The following is a 22,354-nucleotide window of genomic DNA, read 5'->3' as shown; positions in this document are numbered from 1 at the left end:
GCGGGTGGGCCGCTGCCGGCCGCCGCCGGCTGTTTTGTGCGGTGGGTGCGGTGGCCCGGACGCGTCGTTCGCCGTCGCGGGCGGGCCCGCGCCGGTGCGTGCCGGTGCCGTGGGACGGACGGCCTCGGGCGCTGCCCGGGAGCAGCGTGCGTGCTGAACGGCGGCGCCCGCGGTTGCCGCGCACGGGTGTGCGCGGTGGCCCTGGGAATGCCGACGCCCTGAGGCAGCAGCGTGGTGCCTGCCGGACTGCGGCCGCCCGGGGGCACTTCAGGGGGCGGACCCCGGTGTGCCGCCGGAGGCACGGTGCTCCGTGGCGAGCACCGCCGCCTGGATGCGGCGTTCCACGCCGAGCTTGCCCAGCATCCGGGAGATGTGGTTCTTGACCGTCTTCTCCGACAGGAACAGCCGTTGCCCGATCTGCCGGTTCGTCAGCCCCTCGCCGATCAGCTCCAGGATCTCCCGCTCGCGCGGGGTCAGCCCGGCCAGCGCCTCGTCCTGCGGCTCCGGCGGCTGCTCCTGCTCGCGCAGGCTGTTCATCAGGCGGGCGGTGGTCGCCGGGTCGAGCATCGACTGGCCGGAGGCCACCGTGCGGACCGCGGAGACCAGGTCGGACCCCTTGATCTGCTTCAGCACGTACCCGGCAGCGCCGGCCATGATCGCGTCCAGCAGCGCGTCGTCGTCGTCGAAGGAGGTCAGCATCAGGCAGGCCAGCCCCGGCATGCGCGAGCGCAGTTCCCGGCAGACGCCGATGCCGTCGCCGTCCGGGAGGCGCACGTCGAGGATCGCCACGTCAGGCCGCAGCGCCGGGGCCCGGGCGAGGGCGTGATCGACCGTGCCGGCCTCCCCGGCGACCTCGATGTCCGGCTCGGCGTCGAGCAGATCGTGCAACCCGCGCCGCACCACTTCGTGGTCGTCGACCAGGAACACCCTGATCGGTGCCCGCTCGGTGAACTCCCGTGCCTCGCTCATCCCGGCCCCCAGGGCATCCGTTCCCGATTTCCCGGTCCCGCGGCCGCGCGCCGCCCGCGGTCCATCGGACACGCCCTCGCGCGCCGCCGCCACCGGTGCCGCCCGATCCCCGACCGGGCCACGCGTCCGTCAGTGCACCGTGCTGCCACTGCCCTGCGGACCGTACAGGTCGAGGAGGCGGGTGCGGGCCCCCTGCAGGCGGTGGGCGACTATCTGCGCGACCCGCCGGGCGACCGCGCGCCCGAACACCGCGTCGGCCTCGCACAGCGCCCGCACCACCGTCGCGTCGAACTCGTCGGCCCGCACAGGGCTCTGCGCCCGCGCGCCCAGGTGCCAGGAGTACGGCGGGAAGAGCCACGAGCAGCCGAGCAGGTCGCCCGGGCCCAGGGTCTCGACCACGGCGGGCTGCCGGCCGGGCACGTGCAGGTCGAGCGTGACCGAGCCGGTACGGATGATCCAGAAACGGTCGGCCCGGTGCCCCTCCTCGAAGATCCGGCCCCGGGCCGGGAAGGACACGTCGCGCGCGAGTTCCAGCAGCCGCCCGCGGGTCTCCGGTGGCAGCGCGTCGAGCAGGCCCGTCGTGGTGGTGGTCATCGCCGTCCTCCCTCTCGTCCGGTACGCCCTCACCTCCAGGGTGCTCCGACACCCCGGGCGGGAGGAGGGGCCGACCGGCCCCAAGGCGGGGTCGTCGGGGAGGATGACCCCATGCCGTCCGCCGTCTCCACTCCCGCCCCGCCGCCCGGGAGGTCCGCCGTCAAGCGCGGTTGGCGCGGACTGCTGCCGGGCCTGGCCACCCTCCTCGGCTACCGCAGGGCGTGGCTGCGCGGCGACCTGCTCGCCGGCGTCACGGTGGCGGCGTACCTCGTGCCGCAGGTCATGGCCTACGCCGAACTGGCGGGGCTGCCGCCGGTGGCCGGGCTGTGGGCCACCCTGGCGCCGCTCGCGCTCTACGCCCTGCTCGGGTCGTCCCGGCAGCTGTCGGTCGGCCCCGAGTCCACCACCGCACTGATGACCGCCACCGCGATCGCGCCCCTCGCCGCGGGCGACCCAGGCCGTTACACCGTGCTCGCCGCGGCGCTCGCCGTCGTGGTCGGCCTGCTGGCCGTGGTGGCGTGGGCCGTGAGGGCGGGCTTCGTCGCCGACCTGCTGTCCCGGCCCGTGCTCGTCGGCTACCTCGCCGGGGTCGCGTGCATCATGATCATCGATCAGCTGCCCAAGCTGACCGGGGTGCCCGTCGAGGGCGAGGAGTTCTTCCCCCAACTGGTCTCCTTCGTGACGCACCTGCCCCAGGCGCACGCGGGGACGGTGGCCTTCGCCGCGTCCGCGCTGCTCTTCCTCCTCCTCGTCCAGCGGTACGCCCCCCGGGCCCCCGGGCCTCTGCTCGCCGTGGTGGCCGGCACGGTCGTCGTCGGCGTCTTCGGGCTGGAGGGGCACGGCATCGCGGTCATCGGCGAGGTCCCCTCCGGGCTGCCCCGGCCGGCCCTGCCCACCCCCGGCGACCTGGGCCGGCTGCTGCTGCCCGCGGTCGGCGTGCTGCTCGTGGGCTACACCGACTTCGTGCTGACCGCGAGGGCCTTCGCCGGCCGGGACGCCGCCCGTCTCGACAGCAACCAGGAGCTGCTCGCCCTGGGCGCCGCCAACCTCGGGTCGGGCGTGCTGCACGGTTTCCCCGTCAGCAGCAGCGCCAGCCGTACCGCCCTCGGTGCCTCCGCGGGCAGCCGCACCCAGCTGTACTCCCTGGTGACGCTGGTGGCGGTGGTCTGCGTCCTGCTGTTCCTCAACCCGCTGCTGTCCGCGATGCCCTCCACCGTCCTCGGCGCCATCGTGGTCTTCGCCGCCTGCCGGCTGGTCGACCTCGCCGGGTTCCGCCGCCTGGCGTCGTTCCGGCGCCGTGAACTGCTGCTGGCCCTCGCGTGCCTGGCGGGCGTGCTCGCCCTGGACATCCTGTACGGCGTCATGGTGGCCGTCGCCCTGTCGGTGGCCGAGATGCTGATCCGGGTGGCCCGCCCGCACGACGCCGTCGAGGGACTGGTGCCCGGCCTCGCCGGCATGCACGACGTCGACGACTACCCCCAGGCCCGCACGATCCCCGGCCTGCTCGTCTACCGCTACGACTCGCCGCTGTTCTTCGCCAACGCCGAGGACTTCCGGCGCCGGGCCCTCGCCTCCGTCGACCGCCAGCACGACCCGGTGCGGTGGTTCGTCCTCAACGCCGAGGCCAATGTCGAGGTCGACATCACCGCGCTCGACGCCCTGGACGAACTGCGCCGCGAACTCGCCGACCGCGGCATCGTCCTCGCGCTCGCCCGCGTCAAACAGGACCTGCTGGACGACCTGGACGCCTACGGGCTCACCGATTCGGTGGGCCGGGAGCGCATCTTCCCCACCCTGCCCACGGCGGTCGAGGCCTACCGCGCCTGGGCGCAGGACGGCACCGACGGGGGCAGGAACGGGACCGACGGGAGCGGGGACGGGGCGCACAACTGACGTACGGCAGACGGTGGCCGGGCGGCGGCTACCAGGCGTACTGCGACGCGGGCGGCTCGCAGAGCTCGAAGAGGAGCTCGCCCGCCTCGTCGTCCGCCGAACGGGCCAGCCGGACGCGGGCGCCGCTGCGCACCTGCGTCGGCGAGGCGCCGACGATCCGGCCGCGTACCGAGAACCCGTCGGAGAGGTCGACCAGGGACGTGTCCCGCATCGAGCGGACGATCACCCCGGTGCCGTCGCTGCGCACCTCGTCGAGTTCCGTGGAGGCGCAGGTGGGGCAGAGGAGGCGCTGGAAGGAGGTGTTGCCGCACCAACGGCACCGCTGGACCAGCAGCCCGCCGTCAACCGATTCGTCGTGCGCGTCGAGAGTCCGGTCATCCATGGCGCACACCATATGGCACTGAGTGCACTTTGGGAAGGCACTGAGTGCCGTACGTGAGGCCTTACGCGGGAGAACCCTCCTCCGCGAGGCCCGCCTCGATCTCCCGGACGACCCGCCACATGGGCGTCCGCCGCCTGGTGATCACGATCACCACGTCGTCCTCCGCCTCCGGGGCGCCCTGCCGTGCGGTGCCCTCCCCGTTCCAGGCGGCGCGCACGAACTCCAGCGCGTGGTCCACGGCCGCGCCGGCGTCGCCCTCCGCCCCGGAACGCAGCCAGGTGCGCAGGCCGTTGTTGTGCGCGGCGACCACGGCGGCCGCGATCACGTCGGCCCGGAGCTTGCCGTCGGAGCGGTCCGCGTAACGTGCCCCGAGGTAGTCGGCGAGCGCCCGCTCGTAGCGCCAGACGACCGAGAGTTCGTACGCCCGCAGACCGGGCACCTGCTTGGTGAGGCGGTAGCGCTGCACGGAGAAGGTGGGGTTCTCGGCGTACATGCCGAGCACCAGGCGCGCCGCGTCGCAGACCCGCGTCACGGGGTCGTCCGCGTCGGCGCTGGCCTCCAGGAAGCGGGTCATGTCGGCGAGCGCGCGCTCGTGGTCGGGGAAGACCACGTCTTCCTTGGAGGGGAAGTAGCGGAAGAACGACCGGCGCCCGACGCCGGCGAGGGAGACGATGTCGTCGATCGTCGTCGCCTCGTAGCCGCGTTCCAGGAAGAGCTGGAAGGCCGCGGCGACGAGGGCGTCCCGCATCGGGGGCTTCGTGGTCATGGAGGCGAACCTAACACCGGGGGACCGTCGATCGATGGCACTGAGTGTGCATAATTGAGGGTACTCGATGCCATGGAAGTCTGACGCGGACTGGAGTAACGGACGTGAGTGACAATTTCGACCTCTTCCGGACGTCGGAGGAGCACGACATGCTCCGGGACGCGGTGCGCTCCCTGGCCGAGGCGAAGATCGCCCCGTTCGCGGCCGAGGTCGACGAGCAGGGCCGGTTCCCGCAGGAGGCGCGGGACGCGCTGGAGGCCAACGACCTGCACGCGGTGCACGTGCCGGAGGCGTTCGGGGGCGCCGGTGCGGACGCGCTGTCGACGGTGATCGTGATCGAAGAGGTGGCGCGGGTGTGCGCCTCGTCCTCGCTGATCCCGGCGGTGAACAAGCTCGGCTCGCTGCCGGTGCAGCTGTCGGGCTCGCAGGAGCTGAAGGCGAAGTACCTGGGCGCGCTGGCGCGGGGCGAGGGGATGTTCTCGTACTGCCTGTCCGAGCCGGAGGCCGGCTCGGACGCGGCGGGGATGAAGACACGCGCGGTGCGCGACGGGGACTTCTGGGTGCTCAACGGCGTCAAGCGGTGGATCACCAACGCGGGCGTGAGCGAGTTCTACACCGTCATGGCCGTCACCGACCCGGACAAGCGCTCCAAGGGCATATCGGCCTTCGTGGTGGAGAAGGGCGACGAGGGCGTGTCCTTCGGCGCCCCGGAGAGGAAGCTGGGCATCAAGGGGTCGCCCACCCGTGAGGTGTACTTCGACAACGTGCGCATCCCCGCCGACCGGATGATCGGCGCCGAGGGCACGGGCTTCGCCACCGCGATGCGCACCCTGGACCACACGCGCGTGACGATCGCGGCGCAGGCGATCGGCATCGCGCAGGGCGCGCTGGACTACGCCAAGGGGTACGTGAAGGAACGCAAGCAGTTCGGCAAGGCGATCGCCGAGTTCCAGGGCATCCAGTTCATGCTGGCGGACATGGCGATGAAGCTGGAGGCGGCGCGGCAGCTGACCTATGCGGCGGCGGCGAAGTCGGAGCGCTCGGACGCGGACCTGACCTTCTTCGGCGCGGCGGCCAAGTGCTACGCCTCGGACGCGGCGATGGAGATCACCACGGACGCGGTGCAGCTGCTGGGCGGATACGGGTACACGCGCGACTACCCGGTGGAGCGGATGATGCGCGACGCGAAGATCACCCAGATCTACGAGGGCACCAACCAGGTCCAGCGCATCGTCATGGCCCGCAACCTGCCGTAACCGGCATCAGCAAACCGAGAGTGTGGAGGGACATCAAGTGAGCTTGAGGATCGTTGTCGCGGTGAAGTACGTGCCGGATGCCACGGGGGATCGTCATTTTGCGGGGGATCTGACGACGGATCGGGATGCGGTGGATGGTCTGCTGTCCGAGTTGGATGAGTATGCGGTGGAGCAGGCGCTGCAGATCGCGGAGGCGTCGGGTGACGCCGAGGTGACGGTGGTGACGGTGGGTCCGGAGGATGCGAAGGACGCGTTGCGCAAGGCGTTGTCGATGGGTGCGGACAAGGCGGTGCATGTCGAGGACGGGGGTCTGCACGGCAGTGATGTGATGGGGACGTCGCTGGTGCTGGCGAAGGCGGTCGAGCATGCGGGGTTCGATCTGGTGGTGACGGGGATGGCGTCCACCGACGGGACGGCGGGTGTGGTGCCGGCGTTGCTGGCGGAGCGGTTGGGTGTGCCGCAGGTGACGTTGCTGTCGGAGGTGGGGGTCGAGGGCGGCGTGGTGTCGGGTCGCCGTGATGGTGACACCGCGAGCGAGCTGCTGGAGGCGTCGTTGCCGGCGGTGGTGTCGGTGACGGACCAGTCGGGTGAGGCGCGGTATCCGTCGTTCAAGGGGATCATGGCGGCGAAGAAGAAGCCGGTGGAGTCCCTGGACCTGTCCGACCTGGGTGTCGATGCGGGGCAGGTGGGTCTGGCGGGGGCGTGGTCGACGGTGGATGAGGCGTCGGCGCGTCCGCCGCGGTCGGCGGGTGTGATCGTGAAGGACGAGGGCGAGGGCGGCAAGCAGCTCGCGGAGTTCCTCGCGAGCCAGAAGTTCATCTGAAGCCTCTTCGTTCGTTCCTCGAAGTCACAGGAGTACGTGTTCCCATGGGTGAAGTCCTGGTTTATGTCGATCATGTGGATGGTGCGGTTCGCAAGCCGACGCTGGAGCTGCTGACGATCGCGCGTCGGTTGGGTGAGCCGGTGGCGGTGGCGCTGGGTGCGGGCGCGGAGGCGACCGCGGGTGTGCTGGGTGAGCATGGTGCGGCCCGGGTGCTGGTCAATGACGCGGCGGAGTTCGGGCAGTATCTGGTGGTGCCGAAGGTGGACGCGCTGCAGGCGGCTGCCGGGGTGGTTGGTCCGGTGGCGGTGCTGGTGCCGTCTTCGGGTGAGGGCAAGGAGATCGCGGCGCGGCTGGCGTTGCGGTTGGGGTCGGGCATCATCACGGACGCGGTGGATGTCGAGGCGGGTCCTGAGGGTCCGGTGGCGACGCAGTCGGCGTTCGCGGCGTCGTTCACGACGAGGTCGCGGGTGACGACGGGCACGCCGGTGATCACGGTGAAGCCGAATGCGGCGCCGGTGGAGGCTGTTTCTGCCGCGGGTGCGGTGGAGGCGCTGGATGTGGCTTTCGGTGCGTTGGCCTCCGGCACGAAGGTGGTGTCGCGTACGGCGCGGGAGGCGACGGGGCGTCCGGAGCTGACGGAGGCGGCGATCGTGGTGTCCGGTGGGCGGGGTGTGGGTGGTGCGGAGAGTTTCTCGGTGATCGAGGAGCTGGCCGATTCGCTGGGTGCGGCGGTGGGTGCCTCCCGCGCCGCGGTGGATGCGGGTTGGTATCCGCACACCAATCAGGTGGGTCAGACGGGTAAGTCGGTGTCGCCGCAGTTGTATGTGGCGGCGGGTATCTCGGGTGCGATTCAGCACCGGGCGGGTATGCAGACCTCGAAGACGATCGTGGCGGTCAACAAGGACCCGGAGGCGCCGATCTTCGAGTTGGTCGACTACGGCGTGGTCGGTGATCTGTTCCAGGTCGTGCCGCAGCTGACCGAGGAGGTCGTGGCCCGCAAGGGCTGACCCCCCGGCCCCCGTCCGGCAGCACACGCACCGGAGCCCCGTGACGCCCCCACCGGCACCACGGGGCTCCCGGCGTGTCCGTCAGCCGCCGAGGTAGCCCCGCAGCAGCCGCTTGCACTCGGCGATGAGCACCGGATCGCCCTCGGGGTCCCGGCGGAAGGCGAGTCTGAGGACGGCGTCGGCGGACTCGAGGGCGACGTGCAACCGTACGCGGGCGGTGGCCTGGTCGCCGTCACCGTCGCCGAGCAGTCCGCCGACGAGGAACCAGAGCCGGTCGGCGACGGCCGCGTTGTTCTCCAGCACCGCGTCGAGAAGGTGGATGCTGCGGGGGTCCTCGCGGCCGATCGCCCCGAAGTCGACCACGCCGAAGCCCGGTACGGCGCGGCGCATCGCGACGTACTCCTCGATCGCCAGGTCCACCATCGCCCCGATCCGCTGCGGGCGTTCGGCCTCCACCCGGCGGGTGAGCCGGTCGGCGAAGTGCCCCAGGTTCCGTTCGGCCAGGGCGCCCAGCACCCCGTCGACGCCGGGGAAGAACTGGTACAGCGTCCCGATCGGGACCTCCGCGCGCCGGGCCACCTCCTTGGTGGTGAGCGCCGTGTGGCCGACCTCGTCCAGCAGTCGCGCGCAGGCGTCCAGGATCCGGTCGAAACGTTCCCGGCTGCGCTGCTGCACGGGGCGTCGGCGGAGCGGACCGGACGGGTCGGGGGGTGCCTGCATGGTTCCACTCTGCCGGATCGGGTGTAGGTTGGCGAAACTCAACATGAGCATTCCTCATGTCTCTCGCGCCCGGCAGAGGAGAGGATCCCGATGTCCCCGCTTCCCGCCTCCTTCAACTGGGGTGCCTCCACCGCCGCGTACCAGATCGAGGGCGCCGTCGCCGAGGACGGCAAGGGGGCGTCCGTCTGGGACACCTTCAGCGCCCGGCCCGGCGCCATCCGCGACGGCCACACCGGTGAAGTCGCCTGCGACCACTACCACCGCCACGCCGAGGACGTGGCGCTGATGAAGGACCTCGGGCTCGACTCCTACCGCTTCTCGATCTCCTGGCCGCGCGTCCTGCCGGAGGGCCGGGGGCGCGTCGAACCGCGCGGACTCGGCTTCTACGACCGCCTGGTGGACGAGCTCCTCGCGGCCGGCGTCACCCCCACGCCGACCCTCTTCCACTGGGACCTCCCGCAGGCGCTGGAGGACGAGGGCGGCTGGCTGAACCGCGACACCGCCAGCCACTTCGCCGAGTACGCGGCCGTCGTCGCCGGACGCCTCGGCGACCGGGTCACCCGCTGGATCACCCTTAACGAGCCCTTCGTCCACATGGTCTTCGGTTACGCCTTCGGCACCCACGCCCCCGGCCGCGCCCTGATGCTGGAGGCGCTGCCCGTCGCCCATCACCAGTTGCTCGGGCACGGGCTCGCCACCGCCGCGCTGCGGGCGCACGCCGCCGTCCCCGCGCAGGTGCTGATCGCCAACAACTGCACCCCCGTGCGGACCCGCGAGGACGCGACCGACGCCGACCACGCCGCCGCCGCGGCCTACGACGCGCTGCACAACGGGCTGTTCACCGACCCGCTGCTGCTCGGCGGCTACCCCGACCTGTCCGCGTTCGGGCTCGCCGACCCGTCGTGGGGCGGCGTCGTCCAGGAGGGCGACCTCGACGTGGTCGCGGCACCGCTCGACGGCCTGGGCGTCAACTACTACAACCCCACGTGGACCGCCGCCCCTTCGGCGGAGACCGGCCTGCCCTTCGACATCCTGGAACCGGACGTCGCCGTCCCGGGCCGCGACTACCCGCGCACCGCCTTCGGCTGGCCGGTGGTGCCGGACGGCCTCACCGAACTGCTCACCGGTCTCGCCGCGCGCTACGGGGCCGCGCTCCCGCCCGTCTGGATCACCGAGAACGGCTGCTCCCAGGCCGACCGCGTGGCGGACGACGGCGAGATCCGCGACGAGGGCCGCATCGACTACCTGCGCACCCACATCGAGGCCGTCGAGACCGCGCACGCCCGCGGGGTCGACGTCCGCGGCTACTACACCTGGTCGCTGCTGGACAACTTCGAATGGGCCGAGGGCTACCACCAGCGGTTCGGACTGGTCCACGTCGACTACGCGACCCGGCGGCGGACGCCGAAGGCCTCCTACCACTGGTACCGGGAGCGCATCGCGCAGGCGCGCCGCACCGCGCACTGATCCGCCCGTATCCCTTGGCGCCCCGCGAGCCCGGCACTACACTCGCGCGAACATGAGATGACCTCATGTTCTAGGGTGCTGCAGGGGGAACCGCATGCGCCGTACCGGTGAGGACGCCGCCCACACCCCGGACACCACGTCGGCCGAGCCGTCCGTACGGGTCCGGCCGGCTTGGACCGCCCTGCTCAGCCTGGCCACGCTGGCCGTCTTCATGGCCTTCATGACCCCGATCCAGATCCTGCTGCCGCTGCAGCTGGAGCACATCGACCCGGACGGGAAGCACACGGCGCTGTCCTGGGTGACCGGTGCCGGCGCCCTGGTCGCGATGGTCGCCAACCCCGTGGCCGGCGCCCTGTCCGACCGGACGGCCTCACGCTTCGGGCGCCGCCGGCCGTGGATCGCCGGCGGCGCGCTGGCCGGGGCGGCCGGACTCCTGGTGACGGCCGGTCAGCACACCGTCCTCGGCGTGGCCCTCGGCTGGTGCCTCGCCCAGGCCGGGCTCAACGCCATGCTCGCGGGCGTCACCACGCCGATCGCCGACCGGGTGCCGGTCGGCCAGCGCGCCGAGGTCTCCGGATGGACCGGCATCACCCAGTCCCTCGGCCTCGTCATCGGTGCCGTCGTCACCACCACCGTGGTCACCGGGATCGCCTCCGGCTACGCGGCGGTCGCCCTGCTGACCGTCGTCCTCGCGCTGCCCTTCGTGCTCCGCTTCGGCGAACCCGCGCTGCCCCGCGAGCTGCGCCCGCCCCTCGACGCGCGGCGCCTGGTCGCCGGCCTGTGGGTGAGCCCGCGCCGCCATCCCGACTTCGGCTGGGCCTGGCTGACCCGCTTCCTGATCAACCTGGGCAACGCCATGGGCACGCTCTACCTGCTCTACTACCTCACCGACTCGGTCGGCCTCGAGGACCCCGACACCGGCGTACTGGTCCTCACCCTGATCTACACCCTCTGCGCGGCGCTCACCGCCGTCCCGGTGGGCGTGCTCTCCGACCGGGCCGGCCGGCGCAAGGGCTTCGTACGGCTCTGCGCCGTGGTCATGGCGCTCGGCGCGGTGCTGCTGGCCTGCGTCCACACCTGGCCCGCCGCGATGGCCGCCGCCGCGGTGCTGGGCGCCGGCTTCGGCATCTACCTGGCCGTGGACCAGGCCCTGGTGACCCAGGTCCTCCCGGCCGCCGAGCACCGCGCCAAGGACCTGGGCGTCATCAACATCGCCAACTCCGGCCCCCAGGTGCTCGCCCCCGCCCTCGCCGCCCCCGTCATCGCCCACCTCGGCGGCTACACCGGCCTGTACCTTGCGACCGCGCTCGTCACCCTGCTCGGCGGACTGCTGATCGCCAAGGTGCGCGGGGTCCGCTAGCGCCGCGCGGAGCCGGAGCCGAAGCGGACGATCTCCCGGGCCGCGCCGCGGGGCAGGTCGGCGACCGCCGCCTCCGGCAGGTCCGCGACGACGGCGGCCAACCGCGCGGCGAGACCGGGCAGGGCGTCCCAGGCGGCGTCGGGGACCGCGACAGCCGTGAGCAGCAGGTCCCCCTCGTAGAACCAGGCGTCCAGCAGCGGTTCCGCGACGAGGAGCCGCACCGTGAGCGGCAGGACGTACGGCAGGCCCACCCGCTGGGCGAGCAGCGTCTGCAGATCCGCGGGGCGGAGCTCGCCCAGCGGGACGCGCCGCAACGCGTGCACCTTGCGGACGGGACGCGTCGCGTCCGCGGGCGGGGCATCCCAGCGAGGCGGGTCCAGCTCGTCGAGCGTGCGGTCGAGGTGCAACAGACGTTCCACGGCGGCCATTCTCCCGCCGGACCGCGCCCTGCCGGATCGGGCCGCGCGGTGCCGGATCGGGCCGGCCCCGCACGGGTCGATAGAGGCCTTCGATCAAGCGATAGGAATGCGGTCTTGGACGCTACCCGGGCGGCGACGCGACGATCGAGGGCGTGATCCCCGTCGTCACGGAAGAGCCGCCGTGGGCCGGATACGGGGATGATCCGAGGAGTCCCCATGCTGATTCCGCGTGCCCCGGGGGCCTGCGCCCCGTCATGTCCCGAGACCGGTCGCCCTCATGGCGACTGACGCGCCCGGGGCGGCCAAGACCGCCGACGCCGAGCCCGGTGAGGCGGAGCCGGCGCCGAAGCGCCGCGGCAAACGCCACCTGCCGCGGCTGCCCCCGCGCACGATCGCCTCCGCGGCCGTCACGACCTCGGTCGGACTGGCCGTACTGGTGGCCCTGGGCACGCTCACCCACCAGACGGTGCTCGTACCGCCGCTCGCGGCGACGATGGCGATCGTCACCGCGACCCCCGAATCCCCGCTCGCCCAGCCCCGCCACGTCATCGGCGGCCACATGGTCTCCTGCCTCGTCTGCTTCGGCGTGCTCGCCCTCGGCTGGCACGGCCCCTGGGCCGCCGTCGTGGGCTGCGGCGTCGCCTGCGGACTCGTGCTGCTGCTCAGGACGCCCCATCCGCCGGCCATGGCCACCGCGGTCATGATCATGCTCACCACTCCGTCCGCGATCCACTTCGTCCCCCTGCTGGCCGCCGGCGCGTTGCTCCTCGTCGTGGTGCAGATGGTCTCCGCCCGGCTGAGGCGCGAGGTCTATCCCACGTCGTGGTGGTGAGGGCTGCTCAACCCGCCGCCGGGATGTTGTGGTTGAACCGGAACACGTTGTCCGGGTCGTACCGTGCCTTCACCGCGCGCAGCCGACGGTAGGTCTCCGGCGAGTACGCCGCCGGGGTCCGTTCCTCGACCGCGTCCGCGTGGGAGAGGAACGTGGGGTGCCGGCGGTCGCCCGGCCGGGGCGTCAGACGCGCGGTGAGTTCCGTGCCCGAGGCGGCACTTCGCTCCGCCTCGCCGGCAGCCACGAAGGTCAGCGTCAGTACCGCGAAGGCGGCGTCCCGGTTGCCGACGGCGTTGGGGGCCGCGGGCGGCGCGGCCAGTGCGCCGCCGAGGTGGCGTACGTCGACGATGTCGATCCGCGTCCGGGCGTCGGGGCCGGCGGTGTCGAGGACGGCCTCGACGGCCCGCGGGGTCAGCCCGTCGAGCAGGGCGAAGTGCTCGACGGCGGCCCAGGGTTCGCCGCCTTCCGGGATGATGCCCAGGCAGTCCGCGTAGGGCATCTCCGTCACCGTGTCCGCGAGCAGCGGTGCGGCGTTCCGCATCGGCGCGACGAGCCGGTCGCCCAGTTCGGGCGGTGCGACGCAGGAGACGCGGACGTTCACCGTCAGGGTGCCGCGCATGAACGCCGGGAGAAAGGGCGCGTCCGGCATCCGCATCAGCGCGAGCGAGGACGTGACCTCGTCGGGCGCGGCCGCCGTGAAGTCCCGGTAGGCCCGCAGGACTTGTCCCGCGTGCTCCCCGGCGTAGTAGAGGTTGCCCGCGTAGAGCCGGCTCACCGGGAACAGGGTGAACGCCATGGCGGTGACGACGCCGAAGTTGCTCTTGCCGCCCAGCAGGGCCCAGTAGAGGTCCGGCTCCTCTTGCGGCGCGGCGCGCCGCAGCTCTCCGTCGGCGGTGACCACGTCCATGGTCTGCACGTGATCGGCGGCCCAGCCCTGGGCCCGGGCCATGCTGATGCTCAGTCCGCCGCCCAGGGTGTAGCCGACCACGCGGACCGACGGTGACGAGCCCACCAGGGGCGCGAGACCGTCCCCGGCCGCCGCCTCCACCACCGGCCCCCACAGGGCCCCCGCCCCCACGTGCGCCGTCCGGGCGCCGGCGTCCACGCGCACCCCGTCCAGCCGCCGCGTGGTGATCAGCACCCCCTCGTCCACCGGCAGCGCCGGACCGTGCCCGGTGGCCAGCACCCCCACCGGCAGCCCGCGCTCCCCGGCGAACCGCACGGCCGCCTGCACGTCGCCCTCGGTCGCCGCGCCCACGACCACCTGTGGATGGTGCGCCACCGCGAGGTTCGCCCCCGAACACTCCCCGGCGTACCCCTCGTCCCCGGGCGTCAGTACAGGGCCAGAGACGGCGGACGCCAGCTTCCTGACGTCCTGTTCGAATGGAAGATCGGTCATCGTTGCCTCCAGTGCGACTTTTCGCCACAACTGGAACGATTGCATGCAAACGGTAAAGAGGAGCCGCGTGGACTCCCAATTACCGCTGAGTAAAGACCACGGAATGGACTCCGTGGTCTCGGATCACGAGAAAGCCGGAGGCGGTCGCGGCATCCGGCCTGCCGGATGCCGCAACCGCGCACGTCAGGCCGACGCGGTGACCCGTTCGCCAAGGTGCCGGGCGAAGAAGCGGACCGCGCTGTCGGCCTCGAAGCGGGGCAGCTCCTTGTGCCTGCCCGAGTTCACGTGCAACGACTTCTCCTTCGAGGCGAAGGCGTCGAACAGCGCGAGGCCCTCCTCGCGGGAGATGTGCTCGTCGTCCCACTGCAGATCGAATTCGATCGGGACGGTGATCCGCCGTGCCTTCTCGGCCAGGACGTCGGGCCAGTGCTGGCCGAAGACCGCAGCCGTGATCCGGGGTTCGGTCGCCACGAACGGCACGCCGATCGCGGTCCCCATGTTGATCCCCCAGTAGCCGACCGGCCCGTCGGTGCCGATCTCCGGAAGCTCCTGGAGGGCGTCCAGGAGCGCCCGGTACTCGGGCACGGCGAGCGCCGCCAAGTGGTCGTTGTAGCGGACGACGACCGGCCCTTCCGGTTCGCCGGCCGCCCTCGCCCGGAACAGTTCGGCGATCTCCGCCTCGTCATGAGCCGTACGCGGCCGGTCGCCGTGACCGGGCGCATCGAGGACGGCCACGTGGAAGCCGCAGCCGGTCACCAGACGCCGGGCCCGGCCGGACATCGCCGGGTGCTTCTTGTGGTTGCCGCCGCCGTGCCCCATCAGGACCAGAGGCGCGAGGTCCGTACCGGAAGCCGGTGACCAGAGGACGCCGGGGACCCCGTCCACGGTGAAGTCGCGCTCGATCACGCCGTTCGACGACGACTCGGCGGTGAACTGAAGAGAGTTCATGGGTGTTGCCCTTCGGGAGTGCCTTGTTGTCGAGGCGCTCCCGGCGACACCTATGTCAGTCGCCAGACCGTGACGGCAGGGGGAGCACCCACAGAGATACCGCGTTCATGGGTCTCACCTCCTCGAGCGACGTCACGTGGGACCGAAGCTAACAGATCGATCAGCGGCCCGCCCGGGTCTTTACCGGCCCTTGGCCAGGCCGGCACCGGGGCGAACCCGCGTACGGAGTCCTGGGCCGCCGGACGACGAATGACCGGTCGCAGCCCATCCGCCGGACCGGGCGCCTCGCCTCCCCGCACCGTTTCGTCCGAAGAGCCGATCAGGCAGCTCTCGGATCGAGGTGAAGAGAGACGATAGGAGAGTGGAGCTGCGTCGAGCCGACGGCGGGGTGATCGCGGTCGAGGTGCTGGGGGAGCCGGACGCGCCCGCTGTGCTGCTCTGCCACGGGCTGGCCGACTCCCGGCTGGCCGTGTACGGCTTCGCGGCCGCGGCCGACGCGCTCGGACTGCGCTTCATCGCCCCGGACCGTCCCGGCATCGGCGGCACCGACGCCCGTCGCCTGACGCGGGTCGTCGACTGGACTGCCGAGGCCACCCTCGTCCTGGACGCATTGGACGTCGACTCGGTGGCCGTGCTCGGCGTCTCGGGCGGCGGAGCGTTCGCGGCCGCCTGCGCCTCCGAGCTGCCCGACCGTGTAAGCAGCCTGCTTCTCGTCGCGCCCCTCGGTCCGCCCGCTTGGCCCACCCGCGGCATGGCGGCCGGGCAGCGCGCGTCCCTGCGGATCGCCCGGCACGCTCCGGCCTTCGGTGGCTGGTTCATGGGCCGCCTGGCCACGCCGGCGCGCCGGGCACCAGGGCTGTTCCTCCGTCTGGCGACCAGCGAGATGCCTGCCTGCGACCGGCGCGCCCTCGCCCGGCCGGACGAACGCACGGCCTTCCTGGCCAACTACGTGGAGGCGTTCCACCGCGGCAGCCGGGGAGTCGCGCAGGATCTGCGGGTGCTGACCCGACCCTGGGGTTTCGACCTCGAATCGATCCGAGTGCCCACGTCGATCCACCACGGGGACGCCGACACCACCGTCCCGCTCCAGCACGCCCGCCGCTTCGCCGCCGCGATACCCGGGGCCCGCCTTCACGTCCACCCCGGCCAAGGCCACTTCTCGATTCTGACCGCACCCGAGCGGATGCTGGCGACGCTCGCCGCGTAGCCGTCCCTCGTCCCCGTCACGCGCAGAGCGGCTTCCCCGCGCGGGCTGCGCGGGGCGGCACGCGCACGCCGCCTCGCCATTACCCCCGGCGTAATCGACCCCGTCCCGCGGGCCCGGCAGGGTGGGATCACCGGGCGGACGGGGTGGCGCACTCCACCCCGTCCGTCCGGGTAGAACCGCCAGGACGAGGAGGACCGTGATGTCGCAGAACCGGTACGAGGCCGCCGTCGCCCGCTACTTCGAGGCGTGGAACAGCAGCGTGGACGCGGAGGCGAGGGCGAAGGCGGTGGCCGCCGCGTGGGTGGAGGACGGTACGTACACCGACCCGCTCGCCCAGGTGGGCGGGCACGAGGGGATCGGGGCGCTGATCGCGGGAGTGGGGGAGCGGTTCCCCGGTTTCGCGTTCACGCAGGTGGGGGAGGTGGAGGGGCACCACGACGTGGCGCGCTTCGCCTGGGAGCTGGGGGCGGCCGGCGCGGAGCCCGGGACGGCGCCGATCGCCGGCTCCGACGTGATCACGCTCGCGGAGGACGGCCGGATCCGTTCCGTCAGCGGGTTCCTGGACCGGCTCCCCGCGGCGTGAGGGACCGCAGGGCGGCGGCGGTCTCCGGGTCGGCGGGCAGGAAGGTCTCGATCGCCAGCTCGGAGACCGTCACGTCCATCGGGGTGTTGAACGTGGTGGCCGTGGAGATGAAGGACAGCACCCGGCCGCCGTGTTCGATCCGCATCGGCAGCGCGAAGGGGAAGACCTCGGCCTCCTCGGAGGCGGCGGGGGCCGAGGCAGGGGGCTCCTCGGCGTGGCCAGGCGGGGCGGGGTACGACGTCAGCTCCTCGTACAGGGCGCGCAGCGGCCCGTGGCCGCTCATCGTGATCTGACGCTCGATCCGTTCCAGCAGGTGCCCGCGCCACTGCGCGAAGTTGCGGATGCGCGGGGCCATGCCCTCGGGGTGGAGCGTGACGCGCATGGCGTTGAGCGGCGGCCGCAGCAGGTGCGGGGCGACGCCCTCGAGCAGGGCGCCCACACCCTGGTTGGCGGCGACGACGTCGTACATGCCGTCGAGCACCAGCGCGGGGTACGGCTCGTAGGCCGCCAGGAGCCGGTCGAGGCTCTCGCGCAGCGGGTGCATCGCGGGGTCGCCCAACGGGGTCTCCGGGTACGCGGGCGCGTAACCGGCCGCGACGAGCAGGGCGTTGCGCTCCCGGACGGGTACGTCGAGGTGCTCGGCGAGCCGCAGGACCATGGCCTGGCTGGGGCGGGAGCGCCCGGTCTCGACGAAGCTGATGTGCCGGGCCGAGCTGTCCGCGCGCAGGGCGAGTTCCAGCTGGCTGATCCGGCGCCGCTCGCGCCAGCCGCGCAGCAACGTCCCCACACCCGCCGTGGTCGTCGTCATGCCCCGACCGTAACGCAGGTGCGGGGCCCCGCGCCGCGGCCGGCTGGCCGAACTGCTCAACGAGCCCCCGCTGTAGGGGAGTCCTTGACGAGGGCCAGCAACCGGTAGACCGGGTCGGGGCGGGCGGTGTCCTGCTCGGGCAGCGCGGCCAGGCGTCCGGCGAGAGCTTCCGTGTCGCCGTCGCGCAGGGCGAGCGCGGAGGCGAACTCGCCCGCGGCGATCCGGGCGGCGAGATCACGCGGGGTGCGGCCCTGGCCGTGGCCGGCGAAACGGGCCGCACCCGCGGGGCGCAGGCCGTGTGCCGCGGCCTGCCGCACCACCCGTTCCTCCGCGTCGTACGCCTCCCGCGTGCGGAACGGCGCGAGGAGCGCGTCGACGTCGCAGCCGACGTCGTGCCCGGCGTCCTTGTCGACCGTGGTGACGAGCACCCCGCCGGGCCGCAGCACCCGAGCGCACTCGGCGATCACCGCGGGCGCGTCCGGCAGCAGATGGAGCACCCACACGGCCGTCACCGCGTCCAGCGAGGCGGTCGCGAACGGCAGCCGGCGTACGTCGCCCTGGACGATGCCCGGCCCCACCCGCCCGGCGGAGAGCCGGGCCATGGCCAGGGCGGCGTCGACGCCGAGCACGCGCAGCCCGGGGCGCCCGGTGTAACGGGCCGTCACCAGGCCGGTGCCGCAGCCGATGTCGAGCACGGTCCGGGCCGGCCGCGGTATCAGCCCGAGCACGGCGGCTGCCGCGGCCTCGGCCCGTGGGACGCCGCCGCGGGTGGCGTCGTAGATCGCGGCCTGCTCCTCGTAGTCCAGCACGCCCGTAGGTTAGCCGCCCGCCATCTACCCGGCGGTAACCAACTGCCCCTAGTCTCACGCTGTTTCCGCGACCGAGCTCCACCCGACTCCAGGAGAGCCCGTGAGACACGGCAGAGCCGCCGCCTGCGCCTTCGTCCTGCTCCTCGCCCCGTCCGCCGGCGCCGCCGGCACCGGAACCGCGGCCGCCGCCCCGACGGCCACCGCCACCGCCACCGCACCTCAGCTCCGGCTGGTCACGAGCAACGTGATGATGCTGCCGCGCACCCTCTACCCCAACTGGGGCCAGCTGGAGCGCGCCGACCTCGTCGCCGCCTCCGGCTACGTGCAGGGCGCCGACGTCCTGGTCTTCCAGGAGGCCTTCGACAACGGGGCCTCCGACCGGCTGCAGGCGAACCTGAGGAGCCGCTACCCGTACCAGACCCCGGTGCTGGGCCGGTCCAGGAGCGGCTGGGACCGCACCGAGGGCGCGTACAGCTCGCTCACGCCCGAGGACGGCGGAGTGACGATCCTCAGCAAGTGGCCGATCCTGGAGAAGGTCCAGCACGTGTACGGCGACGCGTGCGGTGCGGACTGGTTCTCCAACAAGGGCTTCGTGTACGCCGTCCTCGACGTGAACGGCACCCGGGTCCACGTTGTCGGCACCCACACCCAGGCCGACGACTCCGCCTGCGGCAGCGGCGAGGCGGCGAGCGTCCGCGCCGCGCAGAACCAGGAGATCGACGCCTTCCTCGACGCCCGGGCGGTCCCCGCCGCCGAGCCCGTGTTCGTCGCGGGCGACCTCAACACCGCCGCCGGCGGAGCCGAGCACGCCCGCATGCTCGCCGACCTGGACGTCACGGCACCCGACGCCGACCCGGGTCCGGCCGCCAGCTTCGACCCCGCCACCAACTCCGTCGCGTACGACCGCTACCCCGACGACCCCGCGCAGCGCCTGGACTACGCGCTGCTGCGCAACGGCCACGCGCGTCCGGCCCGCTGGAACAACCGCGTGGTCGACGAGCACTCCCCGCGGTGGTCGGTCACCAGCTGGGGCACCACCTACACCTTCGACGACTACTCGGACCACTACCCGGTGGTCGCCGGCGACGTCTGAGCACGTGTGAGGCGGCGGCCCGCCCGGCCGCCGCCTCTCGGCGTGCGCGCGTCGGCCGACGCGGTCAGTTGAAGGAGGACGGGTCCGGGCCGAGGCGCCCGCCGTTGTCGAGGGCGTCGATCGCGGCCAGGTCCTCCCCGTCGAGCTCGAAGCCGAAGACCTCGATGTTCTCCCGGATCCGCGAGGGGGTCACGGACTTGGGGATCACGACGTTGCCGAGCTGGAGGTGCCAGCGCAGGACGACCTGGGCCGGGGTCCTGCCGTGCTTGGCGGCCACGGCAGCGAGCGCCGGCTCGTCGAGGAGGCCGCGGCCCTGACCGAGCGGTGACCAGGCCTCGGTGGCGATGCCCTGCTCCGCGTGGAAGGCCCGCAGCTCGCCCTGCGGGAGGTGGGGGTGCAGCTCGACCTGGTTGAGGACGGGTACGACGCCGCCCTCGTCGAGCAGGTGCTGCAGCTGGGCGACCGGGAAGTTGGACACGCCGATGGCCTTGGCGCGGCCGTCGGCGTGGATCTTCTCCAGGGCGCGCCAGGTCTCCGGGTACAGGCCGCGGGCCGGGGCGGGCCAGTGGATCAGGTAGAGGTCAACGTAGTCGAGGCCGAGCTTGCCGAGGGAGGCGTCGAAGGCGCGCAGGGCGTTGTCGTGGCCCTGATCGGTGTTCCACAGCTTGGTGGTGACGAACAGTTCCTCGCGCGGGACGCCGGAGGCGGCGATGGCGCGGCCGGTGCCCTGTTCGTTCCGGTAGAGCGCGGCGGTGTCGATGCTGCGGTAGCCGGCCTCCAGGGCCGTGGCGACCGCGGTGGCGGCTTCGTCGTCCGGGACCCGCCAGACGCCGAAACCGAGCTGCGGCATGGTCACGCCGTTGTTCAGGGTGATGTCGGGAACCTTGCTCACGAGCAGGACGTCCTCACTTCGTCGGAGCCGGACTCAGGGTCTGCCCGTACTTCAACGATCTCCGCGGCGGCGCCATTCCCCGGCGCCGTCCCGTGCGCGGCGGGCCGCTCTGTCCAGCCCACGGCACGCCCTACGAGTGGTAGAGGGCCTCGATCTCGCGGGTGTACGCCTTCTCTATCGCCCTTCTCTTCAGCTTGAGCGACGGCGTCAGCAGCCCGCCCTCCTCCGAGAACTGCCCGGCCAGGATGCGGAAGGTGCGGATCGACTCGGCCTGCGAGACGAGCGTGTTGGCGGCGACGACCGCCCGCCGGATCTCCGTCTCCAGGTCGGGGTCGCGGATCAGCCTGGCGATCGGCAGCTGCGGCTTGGACCGCATGCTCAGCCAGTGCCCGACGCCCTCGGGGTCGAGGGTGATCAGCGCGCCGATGAAGGGCCGGTCGTTGCCGACCACGACGCACTGCGAGACCAGCGGGTGGGAACGCACCCGGTCCTCCAGCACCACCGGCGAGACGGACTTGCCGCCGCTGGTCACCAGGATCTCCTTCTTCCGCCCGGTGATGGTGAGGTAGCCGTCCTCGTCGAGCGCGCCGAGGTCGCCGGTGGCGAGCCAGCCGTCGTGCAGCACCTCCGCGGTGGCCTTGGGGTTGTTGAGGTACTCGCTGAAGACCTGACCGCCGTACACCCAGATCTCGCCGTCGTCGGCGATGTGCACGGTAGTGCCCGGGATGGGCACGCCCACCGTGCCGAAACGTGTCTGCTCGGGCGGGTTGGCAACCGCGGCGGCCGTGCTCTCGGTGAGCCCGTACCCCTCGAATATCCGTACGCCCGCGCCGTCGAAGAACAGCCCCAGCTGCCGGTCCATCGCCGAGCCGCCGGAGAAGGCGTGCCGGACCTTGCCGCCGAGGGCGGCGCGCACCTTGCCGTAGACCAGCTTCTCGTACAGCTGGTGCTGCATCCGCAGGGAGGTGCTGGGGCCGGGGCCGGTGCCGAAGGCCCGGGCCTCCATCGCCTCGGCGTGCCGCACCGCCACCTCCACGGCCTTCTCGAAGGGCCCGAGCCTGCCCCCCGCCTCGGCCTTGCGGCGGGCGCCCTGGAAGACCTTCTCGAAGACGTACGGCACGGCGAGCACGAAGGTCGGTTTGAAGGAGGCCATCGCCGGCAGCAGTTCCGCCGCGGCCAGGTTGGGCTGGTGGCCCAGCCGGACCTTCGCGCGGACCGCCGCGACCTCCACCATGCGGCCGAAGACGTGGGCGAGCGGCAGGAAGAGCAGGGTGGAGGCCTCGTCGCCGCGCTTGCTGTGGAAGACCGGCTCGTACCTGGCGACGACATTGTCGCTCTCGGCCATGAAGTTGCCGTGGGTGATCACGCATCCCTTGGGGCGGCCGGTGGTGCCCGAGGTGTAGATGATCGTCGCGATGGCGTCCGGGGTGACCGCCTTGCGGTACCGGTGCACCAGGTCGTCGTCGACGGCGAGGCCGTGCCGGGCCAGTTCGGACAGCACGTCGGAGTCCAGCTGCCACAGCCGCGTCAGGTGAGGGAGTTCGTCGACGACCGCGCCGATCGTCATCGCGTGGTCCTCGTGCTCGACCACGCAGGCGACCGCCTTGGAGTCGTGCAGCATCCAGCGGACCTGGTCGGAGGACGAGGTGGGGTAGATGGGGACGGGCTGGGCGCCGATCGCCCACAGTGCGAAGTCCAGCACCGTCCACTCGTAGCGCGTCCGGGACATCAGGCCGACCCGGTCGCCGAAGCGGATCCCCTGGGCGATCAGGCCCTTCGCCACCGCGAGGACCTCGTCCCGGAACCGTGCGGCCGTGACGTGCTCCCAGTCGGTGCTGCCGTCAGTTCCGTCAGTGCCGTCTGCGCCGTCCGCTCGGGTGCGGCGGCTCAGCACGATCCGGTCCGGCTCTTCGTCGGCATTGACGAACACCGCGTCCGCCAGACCTCCGACCTGGGGTGCCGTCACCAGTGGGGGAATGGTGAACTCGCGCAACGTCGCTCCTCGACCACTTGGGCGGTCACAGAACGTACCCGATACCACGTGCGGTGGGGAGGGGTGTGACTTTCGGCTGTGAAGACCCGGGTGGGCTCCCTCACACCCGCGTGACGAGCCGATTCGCGGTTACC

General features: G+C 72.4%; 22 protein-coding genes. 10 read left to right on the top strand and 12 right to left on the bottom strand.

What is annotated here, in order from left to right; genetic code table 11:
• Positions 1-267: 267 nt before the first annotated feature.
• Both ACFW3D_RS26835 and ACFW3D_RS26830 read right to left on the bottom strand, forming a co-directional pair.
• A complete protein-coding gene (locus ACFW3D_RS26835) occupies positions 268-969 on the bottom strand; it encodes a response regulator (RefSeq protein ID WP_500507940.1) in 702 nt (233 codons plus the stop codon).
• A gap of 129 nt (positions 970-1,098) precedes the next feature.
• Positions 1,099-1,563 (bottom strand): Crp/Fnr family transcriptional regulator, encoded by a 465-nt coding sequence (locus ACFW3D_RS26830; protein WP_500507938.1) that lies wholly within the window; start codon positions 1,561-1,563, stop codon positions 1,099-1,101.
• A 111-nt stretch (positions 1,564-1,674) separates the two neighbouring features.
• On the opposite strand from ACFW3D_RS26830, the gene sulP reads away from it, so the two are divergent.
• A complete protein-coding gene (gene sulP / locus ACFW3D_RS26825) occupies positions 1,675-3,456 on the top strand; it encodes a sulfate permease (protein WP_500507936.1) in 1,782 nt (593 codons plus the stop codon).
• A gap of 28 nt (positions 3,457-3,484) precedes the next feature.
• On the opposite strand, the gene ACFW3D_RS26820 is transcribed toward sulP, so the two are convergent.
• Positions 3,485-3,838 carry a Zn-ribbon domain-containing OB-fold protein gene (locus tag ACFW3D_RS26820; protein WP_500507934.1) on the bottom strand — a complete coding sequence of 118 codons (354 nt, stop codon included), beginning with the start codon at positions 3,836-3,838 and terminating at the stop codon, positions 3,485-3,487.
• A gap of 61 nt (positions 3,839-3,899) precedes the next feature.
• The gene (locus tag ACFW3D_RS26815; protein WP_500507932.1) at positions 3,900-4,604 is read right to left on the bottom strand and encodes a TetR family transcriptional regulator; all 705 of its coding nucleotides are present in this window, start codon (positions 4,602-4,604) and stop codon (positions 3,900-3,902) included.
• Positions 4,605-4,708: 104 nt separating this feature from the next.
• On the opposite strand from ACFW3D_RS26815, the gene ACFW3D_RS26810 reads away from it, so the two are divergent.
• The 3 genes from ACFW3D_RS26810 to ACFW3D_RS26800 are packed head-to-tail and all read left to right on the top strand — an operon-like array spanning position 4,709 to position 7,690.
• Positions 4,709-5,860 carry an acyl-CoA dehydrogenase family protein gene (locus ACFW3D_RS26810; RefSeq protein WP_500507930.1) on the top strand — a complete coding sequence of 384 codons (1,152 nt, stop codon included), beginning with the start codon at positions 4,709-4,711 and terminating at the stop codon, positions 5,858-5,860.
• A gap of 37 nt (positions 5,861-5,897) precedes the next feature.
• Complete coding sequence (locus tag ACFW3D_RS26805) at positions 5,898-6,683, top strand: electron transfer flavoprotein subunit beta/FixA family protein (RefSeq protein ID WP_500507928.1); 786 nt, start codon at positions 5,898-5,900, stop codon at positions 6,681-6,683.
• Positions 6,684-6,727: 44 nt separating this feature from the next.
• A complete protein-coding gene (locus ACFW3D_RS26800; protein ID WP_500507926.1) occupies positions 6,728-7,690 on the top strand; it encodes an electron transfer flavoprotein subunit alpha/FixB family protein in 963 nt (320 codons plus the stop codon).
• Between the two features lie 81 nt (positions 7,691-7,771).
• On the opposite strand, the gene ACFW3D_RS26795 is transcribed toward ACFW3D_RS26800, so the two are convergent.
• Positions 7,772-8,410 (bottom strand): TetR/AcrR family transcriptional regulator, encoded by a 639-nt coding sequence (locus tag ACFW3D_RS26795; protein WP_500507924.1) that lies wholly within the window; start codon positions 8,408-8,410, stop codon positions 7,772-7,774.
• A 90-nt stretch (positions 8,411-8,500) separates the two neighbouring features.
• Here ACFW3D_RS26795 and ACFW3D_RS26790 point away from each other — a divergent pair, with 90 nt between their 5' ends.
• Together ACFW3D_RS26790 and ACFW3D_RS26785 are read left to right on the top strand one after the other, a co-directional pair.
• The gene (locus ACFW3D_RS26790) at positions 8,501-9,877 is read left to right on the top strand and encodes a GH1 family beta-glucosidase (protein WP_500507922.1); all 1,377 of its coding nucleotides are present in this window, start codon (positions 8,501-8,503) and stop codon (positions 9,875-9,877) included.
• A 94-nt stretch (positions 9,878-9,971) separates the two neighbouring features.
• The gene (locus ACFW3D_RS26785) at positions 9,972-11,237 is read left to right on the top strand and encodes an MFS transporter (RefSeq protein ID WP_500507920.1); all 1,266 of its coding nucleotides are present in this window, start codon (positions 9,972-9,974) and stop codon (positions 11,235-11,237) included.
• Here ACFW3D_RS26785 and ACFW3D_RS26780 read toward each other — a convergent pair.
• Positions 11,234-11,656 carry a contact-dependent growth inhibition system immunity protein gene (locus tag ACFW3D_RS26780; RefSeq protein ID WP_500507918.1) on the bottom strand — a complete coding sequence of 141 codons (423 nt, stop codon included), beginning with the start codon at positions 11,654-11,656 and terminating at the stop codon, positions 11,234-11,236. The genes ACFW3D_RS26785 and ACFW3D_RS26780 overlap by 4 nt on opposite strands.
• 277 nt (positions 11,657-11,933) lie before the next feature.
• Between ACFW3D_RS26780 and ACFW3D_RS26775 the strand changes: the two genes are divergently transcribed.
• Positions 11,934-12,488, top strand: a complete 555-nt coding sequence (locus ACFW3D_RS26775) for an HPP family protein (RefSeq protein WP_500507916.1) — start codon at positions 11,934-11,936, stop codon at positions 12,486-12,488.
• Positions 12,489-12,495: 7 nt separating this feature from the next.
• Here ACFW3D_RS26775 and ACFW3D_RS26770 read toward each other — a convergent pair whose 3' ends face one another.
• On the bottom strand, positions 12,496-13,887 hold the full coding sequence (locus tag ACFW3D_RS26770; protein ID WP_500507914.1) for an FAD-binding protein: 1,392 nt from the start codon (positions 13,885-13,887) through the stop codon (positions 12,496-12,498).
• A 183-nt stretch (positions 13,888-14,070) separates the two neighbouring features.
• Positions 14,071-14,835 (bottom strand): alpha/beta hydrolase family protein, encoded by a 765-nt coding sequence (locus tag ACFW3D_RS26765; protein WP_500507912.1) that lies wholly within the window; start codon positions 14,833-14,835, stop codon positions 14,071-14,073.
• 361 nt (positions 14,836-15,196) lie between these two features.
• Between ACFW3D_RS26765 and ACFW3D_RS26760 the strand changes: the two genes are divergently transcribed.
• Both ACFW3D_RS26760 and ACFW3D_RS26755 read left to right on the top strand, forming a co-directional pair.
• Positions 15,197-16,042, top strand: coding sequence for an alpha/beta fold hydrolase (locus ACFW3D_RS26760; RefSeq protein WP_500507910.1), 846 nt, complete (start codon positions 15,197-15,199; stop codon positions 16,040-16,042).
• Between the two features lie 199 nt (positions 16,043-16,241).
• Entirely contained in the window at positions 16,242-16,625 is a 384-nt protein-coding gene (locus ACFW3D_RS26755; RefSeq protein ID WP_500507908.1) for a nuclear transport factor 2 family protein, read from the top strand.
• Here the strand turns inward: ACFW3D_RS26755 and ACFW3D_RS26750 are convergent.
• Together ACFW3D_RS26750 and ACFW3D_RS26745 are read right to left on the bottom strand one after the other, a co-directional pair.
• Entirely contained in the window at positions 16,591-17,433 is an 843-nt protein-coding gene (locus tag ACFW3D_RS26750; RefSeq protein ID WP_500507906.1) for a helix-turn-helix domain-containing protein, read from the bottom strand. The two genes, ACFW3D_RS26755 and ACFW3D_RS26750, sit on opposite strands and share 35 nt — an antisense overlap.
• Before the next feature lie 56 nt (positions 17,434-17,489).
• Positions 17,490-18,242, bottom strand: coding sequence for a class I SAM-dependent methyltransferase (locus ACFW3D_RS26745; protein ID WP_500507904.1), 753 nt, complete (start codon positions 18,240-18,242; stop codon positions 17,490-17,492).
• A 100-nt stretch (positions 18,243-18,342) separates the two neighbouring features.
• Between ACFW3D_RS26745 and sph the strand changes: the two genes are divergently transcribed.
• Entirely contained in the window at positions 18,343-19,335 is a 993-nt protein-coding gene (gene sph, locus ACFW3D_RS26740) for a sphingomyelin phosphodiesterase (protein WP_500507902.1), read from the top strand.
• A 64-nt stretch (positions 19,336-19,399) separates the two neighbouring features.
• On the opposite strand, the gene ACFW3D_RS26735 is transcribed toward sph, so the two are convergent.
• Together ACFW3D_RS26735 and ACFW3D_RS26730 are read right to left on the bottom strand one after the other, a co-directional pair.
• Positions 19,400-20,227 carry an aldo/keto reductase gene (locus tag ACFW3D_RS26735; protein WP_500507901.1) on the bottom strand — a complete coding sequence of 276 codons (828 nt, stop codon included), beginning with the start codon at positions 20,225-20,227 and terminating at the stop codon, positions 19,400-19,402.
• Positions 20,228-20,357: 130 nt separating this feature from the next.
• A complete protein-coding gene (locus ACFW3D_RS26730; protein ID WP_500507899.1) occupies positions 20,358-22,220 on the bottom strand; it encodes an AMP-dependent synthetase/ligase in 1,863 nt (620 codons plus the stop codon).
• Between the last annotated feature and the right edge of the window lie 134 nt (positions 22,221-22,354).

Origin of the sequence: Streptomyces sp. NPDC058864 (genome assembly GCF_042742985.1) — a bacterium.
Classification (GTDB): Bacteria; Actinomycetota; Actinomycetes; order Streptomycetales; family Streptomycetaceae; genus Actinacidiphila.
This window is presented reverse-complemented; position numbering and strand designations above follow the sequence as displayed.